12 protein-coding genes are annotated in these 13,753 nt (G+C 63.9%); 6 read left to right on the top strand and 6 right to left on the bottom strand.

Going from position 1 to position 13,753, the window contains the following annotated elements; all coding sequences use genetic code 11:
* Positions 1–5: 5 nt before the first annotated feature.
* The 5 genes from fdhF to GB927_RS32280 form a co-directional block, all read right to left on the bottom strand.
* A complete protein-coding gene (gene fdhF, locus GB927_RS32300) occupies positions 6–2,885 on the bottom strand; it encodes a formate dehydrogenase subunit alpha (protein WP_256121295.1) in 2,880 nt (959 codons plus the stop codon).
* Between the two features lie 58 nt (positions 2,886–2,943).
* Positions 2,944–3,159, bottom strand: coding sequence for a DUF4287 domain-containing protein (locus tag GB927_RS32295; protein ID WP_256121294.1), 216 nt, complete (start codon positions 3,157–3,159; stop codon positions 2,944–2,946).
* Positions 3,156–4,712, bottom strand: coding sequence for a formate dehydrogenase beta subunit (locus tag GB927_RS32290; protein ID WP_256121293.1), 1,557 nt, complete (start codon positions 4,710–4,712; stop codon positions 3,156–3,158). The genes GB927_RS32295 and GB927_RS32290 overlap by 4 nt, the downstream gene beginning before the upstream one ends.
* Positions 4,709–5,188 carry a formate dehydrogenase subunit gamma gene (locus tag GB927_RS32285; protein ID WP_256121292.1) on the bottom strand — a complete coding sequence of 160 codons (480 nt, stop codon included), beginning with the start codon at positions 5,186–5,188 and terminating at the stop codon, positions 4,709–4,711. The genes GB927_RS32290 and GB927_RS32285 overlap by 4 nt, the downstream gene beginning before the upstream one ends.
* Before the next feature lie 185 nt (positions 5,189–5,373).
* The gene (locus GB927_RS32280; protein WP_256121291.1) at positions 5,374–6,267 is read right to left on the bottom strand and encodes a LysR family transcriptional regulator; all 894 of its coding nucleotides are present in this window, start codon (positions 6,265–6,267) and stop codon (positions 5,374–5,376) included.
* 101 nt (positions 6,268–6,368) lie between these two features.
* Between GB927_RS32280 and acuI the strand changes: the two genes are divergently transcribed.
* Entirely contained in the window at positions 6,369–7,364 is a 996-nt protein-coding gene (gene acuI / locus GB927_RS32275) for an acrylyl-CoA reductase (NADPH) (protein ID WP_256121290.1), read from the top strand.
* Here acuI and GB927_RS32270 read toward each other — a convergent pair.
* Positions 7,361–8,131 (bottom strand): SDR family NAD(P)-dependent oxidoreductase, encoded by a 771-nt coding sequence (locus GB927_RS32270; protein ID WP_256121289.1) that lies wholly within the window; start codon positions 8,129–8,131, stop codon positions 7,361–7,363. The two genes, acuI and GB927_RS32270, sit on opposite strands and share 4 nt — an antisense overlap.
* A gap of 141 nt (positions 8,132–8,272) precedes the next feature.
* Here GB927_RS32270 and GB927_RS32265 point away from each other — a divergent pair, with 141 nt between their 5' ends.
* The 5 genes from GB927_RS32265 (at position 8,273) to GB927_RS32245 (ending at position 13,747) form a co-directional block, all read left to right on the top strand.
* Positions 8,273–9,043, top strand: a complete 771-nt coding sequence (locus GB927_RS32265; RefSeq protein WP_256121288.1) for a DeoR/GlpR family DNA-binding transcription regulator — start codon at positions 8,273–8,275, stop codon at positions 9,041–9,043.
* Between the two features lie 114 nt (positions 9,044–9,157).
* Positions 9,158–10,675: a glycerol-3-phosphate dehydrogenase gene (gene glpD / locus GB927_RS32260; RefSeq protein WP_256121287.1), complete on the top strand. Its 1,518-nt coding sequence runs from the start codon at positions 9,158–9,160 to the stop codon at positions 10,673–10,675.
* Between the two features lie 39 nt (positions 10,676–10,714).
* Positions 10,715–11,797 carry an ABC transporter ATP-binding protein gene (locus GB927_RS32255; RefSeq protein WP_256121286.1) on the top strand — a complete coding sequence of 361 codons (1,083 nt, stop codon included), beginning with the start codon at positions 10,715–10,717 and terminating at the stop codon, positions 11,795–11,797.
* Between the two features lie 10 nt (positions 11,798–11,807).
* Positions 11,808–12,878 (top strand): ABC transporter ATP-binding protein, encoded by a 1,071-nt coding sequence (locus GB927_RS32250; protein WP_256121285.1) that lies wholly within the window; start codon positions 11,808–11,810, stop codon positions 12,876–12,878.
* A 2-nt stretch (positions 12,879–12,880) separates the two neighbouring features.
* Positions 12,881–13,747, top strand: coding sequence for a carbohydrate ABC transporter permease (locus GB927_RS32245; protein ID WP_256121284.1), 867 nt, complete (start codon positions 12,881–12,883; stop codon positions 13,745–13,747).
* Positions 13,748–13,753 lie beyond the last annotated feature (6 nt).

The following is a 13,753-nucleotide window of genomic DNA, read 5'->3' as shown; positions in this document are numbered from 1 at the left end:
GGATCCTATTCTGCTGCCTCCAGCTTGCCGCTGATCCGGCGCGACTGGCGGGCGAGTTCGTCATATTCGATCTGCCAGTCGGACGGGCCGTTCGACGGCGAGATCTGCACGGCCGTCACCTTATACTCCGGACAATTGGTCGCCCAGTCCGAGAAATCGGTGGTGATGACGTTGGCCTGCGTCGTCGGGTGGTGGAAGGTCGTGTAGACAACGCCCGGCGCCACGCGGTCGGTCACGAGCGCGCGCAAGGTCGTCTCGCCGGCGCGGCTGGCAAGGCGCACCCAATCGCCGTCGCGGATGCCGCGGTTTTCCGCGTCGTGCGGATGAATTTCCAGCCGGTCCTCCTCGTGCCAGACGACGTTTTCCGTGCGCCGCGTCTGAGCGCCGACATTGTACTGGCTGAGGATGCGGCCGGTGGTGAGCAGCAGCGGGAAGCGCGGGCCGGTCTTTTCGTCGGTCGCGACATATTCCGTGCGTATGAACTTACCCTTGCCGCGTACGAAGCCGTTGATGTGCATGATCGGCGAGCCCTGCGGGTTCTTTTCGTTGCAGGGCCACTGCACCGAGCCGACCTTTTCCAGATAGTCGTAGGAGACGAGCGCGAAGCTCGGCGTCGTCGCCGCAATCTCGTCCATGATCTCTGACGGATGGTTGTAGTTCCAGTTGAGGCCCATCGCCTGTGCGAGGTTCTGGGTGACTTCCCAGTCCGCATAACCGTTCTTCGGCGTCATGACGCGGCGCACGCGGTTGATGCGGCGCTCGGCATTGGTGAAGGTGCCGTCCTTTTCCAGGAAGGTCGAGCCCGGCAGGAAGACGTGGGCATAGTTCGCCGTCTCGTTGAGGAAGAGATCCTGCACGACGACGCATTCCATCGCGGCCAGGCCAGCCGAGACGTGTTTGGTGTCCGGGTCGGACTGGAGGATGTCCTCGCCCTGGATGTAGATGCCCTTGAACGTGCCCTCGACGGCAGCGTCCAGCATGTTGGGGATGCGCAGGCCCGGCTCGTTGTTGAGCTTCACGCCCCAGAGCTTTTCGAAGATGTCGCGCGTCGCGTCGTCAGAGATGTGGCGGTAGCCCGGCAGTTCATGCGGGAAGGAGCCCATGTCGCACGAGCCCTGCACGTTGTTCTGGCCGCGCAGCGGGTTCACGCCGACGCCGGGGCGGCCGATATTGCCGGTCGCCATGGCGAGGTTGGCGATAGCCATGACGGTCGTCGAGCCCTGGCTGTGTTCGGTGACGCCGAGGCCGTAGTAGATCGAGCCGTTGCCGCCGGTGGCGAAGAGCCTGGCGGCGCCGCGCAACTCTTCCGCCGGCACGCCGCTGAAGGGCTCGATCGCCTCCGGGCTGTGGCGCGGTTCGGCGACGAAGGACGCCCAGTCCTCGAATTCCGACCAGTCGCAACGCTCGCGGATGAATTTTTCGTCGTAGAGGCCTTCCGTCACGATGACATGGGCGAGTGCCGTGACGACGGCGACGTTCGTGCCGGGCTTCAGGGGTAGGTGATGGGATGCCTTGATATGCGGCGAGGAGACGAGTTCGGTGCGGCGCGGATCGATGACGATCAGCTTGGCGCCCTGGCGCAGGCGCTTCTTGAGGCGCGAGGCGAAGACCGGGTGGCCGTCCGTCGGGTTGGCGCCGATGACGATGACAACGTCCGTGTGCTCGACCGAATCGAAATTCTGCGTGCCGGCGGAGGTGCCGAAGGCCTGGCCGAGGCCGTAGCCGGTCGGCGAATGACAGACGCGGGCGCAGGTATCGACATTGTTGTTGCCGAAGCCTGCGCGGATCAGCTTCTGGACCAGATAGGTCTCTTCGTTCGTACAGCGCGACGAGGTGATGCCGCCGATCGAATCACGGCCGTACTGATACTGGATGCGGCGGAACTCCGCGGCGACATGGGCATAGGCCTCTTCCCAGGTCACTTCGCGCCACGGGTCCGAAATCTTTTCGCGGACCATCGGGTTGAGGATGCGGTCGCGATGGGTCGAATAGCCATAAGCGAAGCGGCCCTTGACGCAGGAATGGCCGCGGTTGGCCTGGCCGTCCTTCCAGGGCACCATGCGCACCAGTTCCTCGCCGCGCATTTCCGCCTTGAAGGAGCAGCCGACGCCGCAATAGGCGCAGGTGGTGACGAGGGAATGTTCCGGCTGGCCGATGGCGATGACCGATTTTTCGGTGAGCGTCGCCGTCGGGCAGGCCTGCACGCAGGCGCCGCAGGAGACGCATTCCGAATCGATGAAATGCTCGTGCATGCCTGGCGAAACGCGGCTGTCGAAACCGCGGCCTTCGATCGTCAGCGCGAAGGTGCCCTGCACCTCTTCGCAGGCGCGCACGCAGCGCGAACAGACGATGCATTTCGATGGGTCATAGGTGAAATAGGGGTTCGATTCGTCCTTCGGCATCCAGCGGGCGTTCGTCTCGCCGTTGCTGCGCGCCTTGACGTGGTTGTCGCCCTCATAGCCGTAGCGCACGTCGCGCAGGCCGACGGCGCCGGCCATGTCCTGCAATTCGCAGTCGCCGTTTGCCGCACAGGTGAGACAGTCGAGCGGGTGGTCGGAGATGTAGAGCTCCATCACGCCCTTGCGGATGGTCTTCAGCCGGCTCGTCTGGGTATGGACGACGAGGCCCGGCGCGACAGGCGTGGTGCAGGAGGCGGGTGTGCCGTTGCGGCCCTCGATCTCGACGAGACAGAGGCGGCAGGAACCGAAGGCGTCCACCATGTCGGTGGCGCAGAGTTTCGGCACCTGGATGCCAGCCTCCATGGAGGCGCGCATGATGGAGGTGCCCTCGGGCACGGTGATCTCGTTGCCGTCGATGGTGAGCGTCACCATCTTTTCCGCGCGGGATGCGGGCGTGCCGTAGTCGATTTCGGGAACGAGGGACATGGGAACCTCCGGATCAATTTTTGCGCCGCGGGCGGTGCCCGGGCGACTTGGTTCTGTTCTAGGACTTCGTATCGGCGAGCGTTGCCGCAACAAGCGCGTTGGCATGGCCATGGCCGAGACCGTGCGTTTCCTTCAGGAGCGCCACGATCTGCATATGCGCCTTGCCATCCTGCGCGCGGATGATGGTCTTCCAATGTTCGATCGGCTGGCCGTATTTCTTCTCGATCGAGGGAAAGTAGGAGGCCGGGCCTTTGACTTTTTCCGCTTCGCTCATTCCGCCGCCTCCACCATCGGTGCGGGCGAAAAGTCCTCCGGGAAATGGTTCATGGCGCTGAGCACCGGATAGGGCGTGAAGCCGCCCAGCGCGCAGAGCGAGCCGAATTTCATCGTGTTGCAGAGGTCGGCGAGCAGTTCGCGGTTCTTCTCCGGCTCGATGCCCTGGGCGATCCGGTCCGCCGTCTCGACGCCGCGCGTCGAGCCGATGCGACAGGGCGTGCACTTGCCGCAGCTTTCGACGGCGCAGAACTCCATGGCGAAGCGCGCCTGCTTCAGCATGTCGACCGTGTCGTCGAAGACGGTGATGCCGGCGTGGCCGATGAGGCCGTCCTTGGCCGCGAAAGCCTCGTAGTCGAAGGGCGTATCGAACAGGGCGCGCGGGAAATAAGCGCCGAGCGGGCCGCCGACCTGCACGGCGCGCACCGGACGGCCGGTGGCCGTGCCGCCGCCGATGACGTCGATGATCTCGCCGAGCGTCAGGCCGAACGCGGTCTCGTAAAGGCCGCCGTGCTTGACGTTGCCGGCGATCTGGAGCGGGATCGTGCCGCGCGAGCGGCCCATGCCGAAGTCTCGGTAGAAATCAGCGCCCTTGTCCATGATGATCGGCACGGAGGCGAGCGAGATGACGTTGTTGACCACCGTCGGGCGGCCCATGAAACCCTGCAATGCCGGCAGCGGCGGCTTGGCGCGCACGATGCCGCGCTTGCCTTCCAGACTGTTGAGCAGCGCCGTTTCCTCGCCGCAGACATAGGCGCCGGCGCCGACGCGGATTTCCATGTCGAAGGCCTTGCCGGAACCAAGCACCGAGGGGCCGAGCACGCCGGCGCCGCGCGCCACTGTGACCGCCTCGTTCATGGCGTCGATCGCCTGCGGATATTCCGAGCGGATATAGACGAAGCCCTTGGTGGCGCCGGTCGCAAGGCCGGCGATTGCCATGCCCTCGATCAGCACGAAGGGATCGCCTTCCATGATCATGCGGTCGGCAAAGGTGCCGCTGTCGCCTTCGTCGGCGTTGCAGACGATGTATTTGCGGTCGCCCGGCGCATCCAGCACGGTCTTCCACTTGATGCCCGTGGGGAAGCCGGCGCCGCCGCGGCCGCGCAGGCCGCTGTCAGTGACCTGCTTGACGACATCGGCGGGCGCCATTGCGATGGCGTTTTCGAGGCCCTTCAGGCCGCCATGGGCCTTGTAGTCGTCCAGCGAGACGGGATCGATGACGCCGCAGCGGGCGAAGGTGAGCCGGGTCTGGTTCTTCAGGAACGGAATCTCTTCCGTTCCGCCAAGACAGAGCGGATGCGCTTTACCTTCGAGGAGCCCGGCGTCGAGCAGGGCTGCGACGTCGGATGGTTTGACCGGGCCATAGGCGATGCGGCCTTGCGCCGTCTCCACCTCGACCAGCGGCTCCAGCCAGTGCATGCCGCGCGAGCCGTTGTGCACGATCGTGATGTCGAGCTTGCGGGTCTCCGCCTCGCGGGAAAGCGCCTTGGCAACGCGGTCGGCGCCAAGCGCAAGGGCTGCGGCATCGCGGGGAACGTAGATGCGAACGGTCATCGGCGTGCCTCCGCGACGAGTTCTTTTGCAAGTTCGGCATCGACCCTTCCATGCACCGCGCCGTCGAACATCGCGGCCGGTGCGCAGGAACAGAGCCCGAGACAGTAGACGGGCTCCAGCGTCACCGCGCCGTCCAGCGTCGTCTGGTGGAAATCAATGCCGAGCAGCGATTTCACGCGCTCGGCGACCTCGTCCCCGCCCATCGCCTGACAGGCCTCGGCGCGACAGAGCTTTAGCACATGCCGCCCCGTCGGGTGGTCGCGGTAGTCGTGGTAGAAGGTGACGACGCCGTGCACCTCGGCGCGCGACAGGTTCAACTGCTCGGCAATGACCGGCAGGCTTTCCTGCGGCACATAGCCGAACTCCGCCTGGATTTCGTGCAGGATGGGCAGAAGCGGCCCTTCGAGCCCCTTCAATTCGCCGACGATCGCCAGCGTCCTCGCACCTACATCGTTGCCGGTCACGTGCACATTCATGGTCAGGCCTCCCAACCGACACGAATGAACCGCTACGAAATCAGGGGTTCTAACGCGCCGACACCATTGAAACTGTTCGGCGAAGACCGGAACCCTGTCGATCTGCGCGGCATAATCCCAACAGCTTCTCAGTCGGGAGACGGCGGGTCAATAAAGCAAAGCCGTTGATCGATAGAAAATTCCTATCAATCGATCCCTTTTTCGGCAAGCACGCGCGCTTCGTGCAGCAGGGCGGAGACGAGCGGCGTAAAGGGCTCGCGATGGGTTGCGACTAGGCCGACAGTATGGTGCGGCTCTGGGTCTACAAGCGAAACTATACTTATTTCCTCAGGAAATCCAAATGATTTTGCAACATTTCTTGGCATGATGCTGGCCCAGCGTCCCGTGCGCACATGGGAGAACAGCACGATCATCGAGTTGGCCTCCAGCGAGGGCTCGACGGTGACGCCGGCTTCGGCGAAGTGCCGGTTGATGATGCGGCGGTTCTGCATGTCTGCGGTCAATAGACAAAGCCTAACGCTGCCCGCGTCCTGCCAGGTCACGGTTTCGCGATCGGCGAAGGCGGTGCCCTTGGCGGTGACGAGGCAATAATGCTCGTGCAGCAGCGGCACGCTGGTGACGCGCCCAAGCGGCTCGTTTTCGAGATAGGTGAGGCCGGCGTCGATCTCCAGGTTTTCGAGCAGGCCGAGGATCTTGATCGAGGTCGTCGACAGGATCGAGAAGGTGACGTCCGGGTGCTTTTCCTGGAAGGGCGCGGTGATGCGCGGCACCATGGCGAGCGTGGTGGGGATGGCGGCAAGGCGGATATGGCCGGAAAGGCCTTTTCGCGCGGCGCGCATCTCCTCGCGCATCGTGCGGGTGTCGCCGACGATGCGGCGCGCCCATTCGAGCACGCGCTGGCCTTCCGGCGTCAGGCCCTGGAAGCGCGAGCCGCGCACGACGAGCATCACGCCGAGCTGGTCTTCCAGCTGGCGGACCGCCGCCGAAAGCGTCGGCTGCGAAATGCCGAGCTCTTCCGCCGCCCGCGCAAAATGTTTTTCGCGGGCGAGCGCGATGAAATATTCGAGCTTGTCTATCATCGGCAACCGGCCTCCTTCCCCTTGATACAAAAGAACAGTGGCGGCACCAATGCCCCGCGCCCTATATCTGGGACGAGGCAAGCGATCACGAGGAGAAAGCCATGACGTTCCAAGCACTGTTAGTCGAGAAGGCCGGCGACGGCGCGGTTTCCGCGTCGATCCAGGAGCTGGACGATTCGCGGCTTCCGGATGGCGACGTCACGGTCGCCGTCGAATATTCGACGCTCAACTATAAGGACGGGCTGTGCATCAACGGCAAGGGCGGGCTGGTGCGGACCTTCCCGCATGTGCCGGGCGTGGATTTCGCCGGCACGGTCGAGGCCTCGGACGATCCGCGCTACCGGCCGGGCGACCGGGTGGTGCTGACCGGCTGGCGCGTCGGCGAGATGTGGTGGGGCGGTTATGCGACGCGCGCGAAAGTGAAGGCCGACTGGCTGGTGCCGTTGCCGGAAGAGCTCTCGACGCGGCAGGCAATGGCGATCGGCACGGCCGGGCTCACCTCCATGCTGTCGGTCATCGTGCTGGAAGAGGCCGGGCTTTCGCCGCTGAAGGGCGAAGTGCTGGTGACGGGTGCTGCCGGCGGCGTCGGCTCGGTCGCCGTCGCGCTGCTGGCGAGGCTCGGCTATTCGGTTGCAGCCGTGACGGGTCGGCCGGAGACCGCCGATTATCTGAAGAGCCTCGGCGCCGAAACCATCGTAGATCGGGGCGAGCTTGCGGAAGCGAACAGCAAGCCGCTCGAATCGGAGCGCTGGGCCGGCGCCATCGATGCGGTCGGCGGCGACATGCTGGCGCGGGTGCTCAAGCAGATGAAATATGACGGCGCCGTCGCCTCGGTCGGTCTTGCCGCCGGTGCTGCCGTGCCGTCCTTCACCGTCATTCCGTTCCTGTTGCGCGGCGTCAGCCTGCTCGGCATCGATTCGGTCATGCGGCCCTATGACCAGCGCGTCGACGCGTGGAACCGCATCGCCAGCGACCTGCCGATGGACAAGCTGGAGGCCATGATCGTCGAGCACCGGCTCTCCGACCTGCCGGACCTCGCGAACCAGATTCTCGAAGGCAAGGTGAAGGGCCGCGTCGTCGTCGACGTGAACGCCTAGCAGATAAGCTGGCCGCCGTTCACCTCCAGCACCTGGCCGGTGATGTAGCCGGACAGCGCGTTGGAGGCGAGGAAGAGATAGGCGGGGGCGCAGTCCTCCGCCGTGCCGAGCCGCTGCAAGGGGATCGTCTTGCGCGTCGCCTCCAGCTTGTCTGCCGATGAATAGCGGGAATGGAAATCCGTGGTGATCGTGCCGGGGGAGACGCAATTGACGCGGATGCCGTCGGGCGCGAGTTCCCGGGCGAGGCCCTTGGAATAGGTCGAGACGAAGGCCTTGGTTGCCGAATAGATCGCCGAGCCGGGGCTGCCGCCGGTCAGCGCCGAGATCGAGACCGTGTTGACGATCGCGGCATGCGGCGCACGACGCAGCGCCCGCAGCAGCGCGCGCGTCACTTCGACGACGGACGTCTGGTTGAGGCGCACGACCGTTTCATATTGCTCGTCGGTCAGGTCCGCGGCCGGGAAACGGCCGACCATGGTGCCGGCATTGTTGATGAGCACGTCGACATGCGGGAACAGGCTGTCCACCCGTTGCAGGATCGCGCCGATGCCGCCTTCCTCCAGAAAGTCGCCATAGACGATATGCGCCCGGGCTTCGCCGACGGCGGCCTCCAGGAAATCGGGCAGCGGGCCAGACGCGGCGCGGCCGCCATGCAGCAGCACATGGGCGCCGCAATCGAGGAACTGCCGGGCAATCTCCAGCCCGATGCCGCGCCCCGCGCCGGTCACGACGACATTTGCGCCCTTGAACAAGGCTGGATGAAACATGGGTTCTCCTCCGCTAATCGCCGCTCAACCGTTTGCCAGTATCACAAAAATAAGGGCATGCTCCAAGAAGGCGGAACGGATCAATTGATGTGCTTTCGTTTTTGCATATTATGAAAACAAACGAAAGCAAGGGAGGGGCTCATGTTTCTGACGGGGCGCCAGACGGAGATTCTGGATCTCGCAAAAACCCAGGGCCGGGTGCTGGTGGAGGATCTCGCGGCGCGATTCTCCGTCACGCCGCAGACCATCCGCAAGGACCTGAACGATCTGTGCGACAGCAAGGCCTTGACGCGCATTCATGGCGGCGCGCTGTTTCCGAGCGGCAACGAGAATGTCAGATATGAGGCGCGGCGCTCGATTGCCGCTCCCGAAAAGCAGGCGATCGGCCGCGCGGCCGCTGCCATGATCCCCGATAATTCCTCGCTCTTCATCAATATCGGCACGACGACGGAAGCCGTTGGCGAGGCGCTGCTCGAACACAAAGAGCTGATGGTCATCACCAATAACATCAATGTTGCCAATCGCTTGCGGGTCCATCCCTCGATCGAGGTGGTGATTGCCGGCGGCGTCGTGCGGGGTGCGGATGGCGGGATCGTCGGGGAGGCCGCGGTCGATTTCATCCGGCAGTTCAAGGTGGATTATGCGGTGATCGGCGTCTCGGCAATCGACGAGGACGGCGCGCTGCTCGACTTCGATTATCGCGAGGTGAAGGTGGCGCAGGCGATCATGGCCAATTCCCGCCATGTCATCCTGGTTTCGGATTCGACGAAATTCGAAAGGACCGCGCCGGTGCGCATCGGCCACCTCTCGCAGGTCCATACCTTCATCACCGACAGCTGTCCTTTCGAGGGCATTCGCGGCATTTGCCAGGAGCATGACGTGCGCCTGATCGAGACGTCCGCGGCGGGTTGATGCCGCCTGAACGCATTTGTGTTGCATTCGTTTGACATTCGGAATGTTTTCGTTTTAACTCCACTGGCTTTCGCAACTGCGCAAAATTTGTGCGATGCGAAATGGGAGGGGACTTTGGACGGCGACGTGATCCGCGATATTTTTGTCATCGGTGGCGGCATCAACGGCTGCGGCATTGCGCGCGATGCGGCGGGCCGTGGTTATTCGGTGGTGCTTGCCGAGATGAAGGATTTTGCCTCCGGCACGTCCTCGGCCTCCACCAAGCTCATCCACGGCGGCCTGCGCTATCTCGAACATTACGAATTCCGCCTGGTGCGCGAAGCGCTGATGGAGCGCGAAGTGCTCTGGGCGATGGCGCCGCATGTCATCTGGCCGATGCGCTTCGTGCTGCCTTTCCAGACGGGCGGGCCGCGCCCGGCCTGGCTTATCCGCCTCGGCTTGTTTCTTTATGACTATATCGGCGGCCGCAAGCTGCTGCCGGCGACCCGCACGCTGGACCTTGCGAAGGACCCGGCCGGCGGCCCGCTCAAGAAGCTGTTTCGCAAGGCCTTCGAATATTCCGACGGCTGGGTGGACGATGCGCGCCTCGTCGTGCTCAACGCCCGTGATGCCGCCAATCGCGGCGCGGATATCCGCACCGGCACCAAGGTGGTTACCGCGCGCCGCGAAAACGGTCACTGGAACGTCGAGACAGAGAATGTCGACACCGGTGCGCGTGAGGTTTTTCGCGCCCGCATGCTGGTCAATGCGGCGGGGCCTTGGGTCGACAAGGTGCTCGCCTCGTCCTTCGGCCGCAACGACGTACACAATGTCCGCCTCGTGCAGGGCAGTCACATCGTCGTGAAGAAGAAATTCGCCGATCCGCGCGCATACTTCTTCCAGAACCCGGACGGGCGTATCATCTTCGCCATTCCCTACCAGGAAGAGTTCACGCTGATCGGCACGACCGACCGCGACTATCAGGGCGATCCCCGAGATGTTCGCATCAGCGACGCGGAAATCGGCTATCTTTGCCAATCGGCGAGCGAATATTTTTCCGAGCCGGTGACGCGTGACGACATCGTCTGGACCTATTCCGGCGTGCGCCCGCTTTTCGACGACGGTGCCAGCAAGGCACAGGAAGCGACGCGCGACTACGTCTTGAAGATCGAGGGCGGCGATGGCGTGGCGCCGCTGCTCAACATTTTCGGCGGCAAGCTCACCACCTACCGGCGTCTTGCCGAATCGGCGCTGGAGAAGATCGGGGAAGCGATCGGCGTGAAGGGCGACCGCTGGACGGCCCAATCGCGGCTGCCGGGCGGAGACTTCAAGGTCGACGGATTCGACGCCGAGGTGAAGGCGCTTTCATCCCGCTTTCCCTTTCTGGCCAGCGTGCACGCGCGCCGCCTGGTTCGGCTCTATGGCACGCGTGCCGCGGCAATGCTGGACGGGGCGAAGACGATCGACGATCTTGGACGGCATTTCGGCAGCGACCTCTACGAGCGTGAAGTGCGCTGGCTGATGAAGGAAGAATGGGCCCGGCACGCCGAGGACGTGCTGTGGCGGAGGACCAAACGAGGATTGCATCTGACGGCCGACGAAACGGCTGCGCTGGAAGACTACATGACGGCCGCGGAGGCGGCCCCGCACTAGCGCCTGATCCGGTGGCTGGGAGGAACGACGGAGATAGGAATGCTTGAACTCAGAAACATCGCGAAGGTGTCGGGGGCGGAGACGCATATCCACCCGACGAACCTCGTGCTCGAGCGCGGCTCGCTCAATGTGCTGCTCGGCCCGACTTTGTCCGGCAAGACCTCGCTGATGCGGCTGATGGCCGGCCTCGACAAGCCGACCGCCGGCTCCGTCTGGTTCGACGGCAAGGACGTGACGGGCGTGCGCGTGCAGGATCGCGGCGTCGCCATGGTCTATCAGCAGTTCATCAACTATCCGGCGCTGACCGTCTACGAGAACATCGCCTCGCCGATGCGCATCAAGGGTGCGGACAAGGCGACGATCGACCGCGAAGTGCGGAAGGCCGCCGAGCTCCTGAAGCTGACGCCCTATCTCGACCGCACGCCGCTCAATCTCTCCGGCGGCCAGCAGCAGCGCACGGCACTGGCCCGCGCCATCGTCAAGAATGCCCGCCTCGTGCTGCTCGACGAGCCGCTCGCCAATCTCGACTACAAACTGCGCGAGGAACTGCGCCTCGAACTGCCGAAAATCTTTGCCGCCTCCGGCGCGATCTTCGTCTATGCGACGACGGAGCCTTCGGAAGCCCTGCTTCTCGGCGGCAACACGGCGACGCTGTCGCAGGGCAGCATCACCCAGTTCGGCCGCACGATCGATGTCTATCGCCGCCCGCGCGACCTCGTCACGGCGCGCACCTTCGCCGATCCGCCGCTCAACACGATGCAGGTGCTGAAGAACGGCGGCAGTTTCGAGGTCGGCGGCAAGCCGGTGCTTCCGGTTCCGGCGCATCTTGCCGGGTTGCCGGATGGCCCCTGCACCATCGCCTTCCATCCGCATCACCTCTCGCTTTCCAGCCAGAACCCGGCCTCGGCCAGCCTCCAGGCGCGTACCGCGATTTCGGAAATCGCCGGGTCGGAGAGCTTCATCTACATCCAGTTCGAGGGCAGCCATTGGGTCATGCTCTCGCCGGGCATCCACGACATCGAGCCGGACGCGATCATCACCGTCCATGTCGACACGCGCCATCTGATGGCCTTCGGCACGGACGGCAGGGCGATCGCTGAGCCCGCGGCCGCGGCGGCCTGAGGAGGAAACCATGGCACGCATCACCCTCGACCACATCCGCCACGCCTACGGCGAAAAGCCGAAGTCGGAAGCGGACTATTCGCTGAAGGAAGTCCACCATGAGTGGAACGACGGCGGCGCCTATGCGCTGCTCGGCCCCTCCGGCTGCGGCAAGACCACGCTGCTCAACATCATTTCCGGCCTGCTGCAGCCGTCCGAAGGCCGCATCCTGTTCGACGGCAACGACGTGACGAACCTGTCGACCCAGCAGCGTAACATCGCGCAGGTCTTCCAGTTCCCGGTCATCTACGACACGATGACGGTCTACGACAACCTCGCCTTCCCGCTGCGCAACCGCGGCGTGGCCGAGCCGGAAGTCGACCGCCGCGTGCGCGAAATCCTGGAGATGATCGATCTCTCGGATTGGGCGAAGAAGACGGCGCGCGGTTTGACCGCCGACCAGAAGCAGAAGATTTCGCTCGGCCGTGGCCTCGTGCGCAACGACGTCAACGCCATCCTGTTCGACGAGCCGCTGACCGTCATCGACCCGCATATGAAATGGGTGCTGCGCTCGCAGCTGAAGAAGCTGCACCGCCAGTTCGGCTTCACCATGGTCTATGTCACGCACGACCAGACGGAGGCGCTGACCTTCGCCGACAAGGTCGTCGTCATGTATGACGGCCAGATCGTGCAGATCGGCACGCCGGCAGAACTCTTCGAGAAGCCGAGCCACACCTTTGTCGGCTATTTCATCGGCTCGCCGGGCATGAACGTGCTGCCGGCTTCGATCGACGGCAGCAGCGTCAAGATCGGTCAGGAAACGCTGACGCTCGGCTACCAGCCGCAGATCGCCGTGGGTGCGAAGACCGAACTCGGCATCCGGCCGGAATTCATCTCGCTTTCGCGTGACGGCATGCCGGTCTCGATCAGTAAGGTCGAGGATATCGGCCGCCAGAAGATCGTGCGTGCGGAGTTTGCCGGCAAGCCGATCGCGATCGTCGTGCCGGAAGATGGGGAAATCCCCGCCGATCCGCGGGTGACCTTCGATCCGGCCGCCATCAACATCTACGCCGATTCCTGGCGTATCGGCAGGGAGGGCTGACGATGAACAAGACCTGGAACAACAAGGCCTGGTTCATGGTCCTGCCCGTCCTGCTGCTCGTCGCCTTCTCGGCGGTGATCCCGCTGATGACGGTGGTGAACTATTCGGTCCAGGACACGTTCGGCAACAACCAGTTCTTCTGGAACGGCGTCGGCTGGTTCTCCGACGTGCTGGAATCCGATCGTTTCTGGCAGGCACTCGGCCGCAACCTGCTGTTCTCCGGCATCATCCTGGCAATCGAAATCCCGCTCGGCATCCTGATCGCGCTCAACATGCCGAAGAAGGGGCTTGGCGTGCCGGTCTGCCTCGTGCTGATGGCGCTGCCGCTGCTCATTCCGTGGAACGTCGTTGGCACGATCTGGCAGGTTTTCGGGCGCGTCGATATCGGCCTGCTCGGCCGCACGCTGGATGCGCTCGGCATCAGCTACAACTACGTCAACAATGTTTTCGACGCCTGGCTGACGCTGATCGTCATGGATGTCTGGCACTGGACGAGCCTTGTCGTGCTGCTCTGCTATGCCGGCCTCGTCTCGATCCCGGAGGCCTATTTCCAGGCGGCCAAGATCGACGGCGCCTCGCGCTGGGCGGTGTTTCGCTACATCCAGCTGCCGAAGATGAAGCGCGTTCTTTTGATCGCCTTCCTGCTGCGCTTCATGGATAGTTTCATGATCTATACGGAGCCCTTCGTCGTCACCGGCGGCGGCCCCGGCAACTCGACGACCTTCCTGTCGATCGACCTCGTCAAGATGGCGATCGGCCAATTCGACCTCGGCCCGGCCGCGGCAATGTCCATCATCTACTTCCTGATCATCCTCCTGCTGTCATGGATCTTCTACACGGTCATGACCAGCAGCGACGAACAGGCGTGAGGGAGG

The organism is Shinella lacus (assembly GCF_010994755.1).
Classification (GTDB): Bacteria; Pseudomonadota; Alphaproteobacteria; order Rhizobiales; family Rhizobiaceae; genus Shinella; species Shinella lacus.
Note: the sequence above shows the minus strand (reverse complement) of the source record. Positions and strands in the feature narration are given on the sequence as shown.

Excerpts from the sequence above, each read along its gene's own strand:
- fdhF (WP_256121295.1), bottom strand. The coding sequence starts at position 2,885 with ATGTCCCTCGTTCCCGAAATCGACTACGGCACGCCCGCATCCCGCGCG.
- GB927_RS32295 (WP_256121294.1), bottom strand. The coding sequence starts at position 3,159 with ATGAGCGAAGCGGAAAAAGTCAAAGGCCCGGCCTCCTACTTTCCCTCG.
- GB927_RS32290 (WP_256121293.1), bottom strand. The coding sequence starts at position 4,712 with ATGACCGTTCGCATCTACGTTCCCCGCGATGCCGCAGCCCTTGCGCTT.
- GB927_RS32285 (WP_256121292.1), bottom strand. The coding sequence starts at position 5,188 with ATGAATGTGCACGTGACCGGCAACGATGTAGGTGCGAGGACGCTGGCG.
- GB927_RS32280 (WP_256121291.1), bottom strand. The coding sequence starts at position 6,267 with ATGATAGACAAGCTCGAATATTTCATCGCGCTCGCCCGCGAAAAACAT.
- acuI (WP_256121290.1), top strand. The coding sequence starts at position 6,369 with ATGACGTTCCAAGCACTGTTAGTCGAGAAGGCCGGCGACGGCGCGGTT.
- GB927_RS32270 (WP_256121289.1), bottom strand. The coding sequence starts at position 8,131 with ATGTTTCATCCAGCCTTGTTCAAGGGCGCAAATGTCGTCGTGACCGGC.
- GB927_RS32265 (WP_256121288.1), top strand. The coding sequence starts at position 8,273 with ATGTTTCTGACGGGGCGCCAGACGGAGATTCTGGATCTCGCAAAAACC.
- GB927_RS32255 (WP_256121286.1), top strand. The coding sequence starts at position 10,715 with ATGCTTGAACTCAGAAACATCGCGAAGGTGTCGGGGGCGGAGACGCAT.
- GB927_RS32250 (WP_256121285.1), top strand. The coding sequence starts at position 11,808 with ATGGCACGCATCACCCTCGACCACATCCGCCACGCCTACGGCGAAAAG.
- GB927_RS32245 (WP_256121284.1), top strand. The coding sequence starts at position 12,881 with ATGAACAAGACCTGGAACAACAAGGCCTGGTTCATGGTCCTGCCCGTC.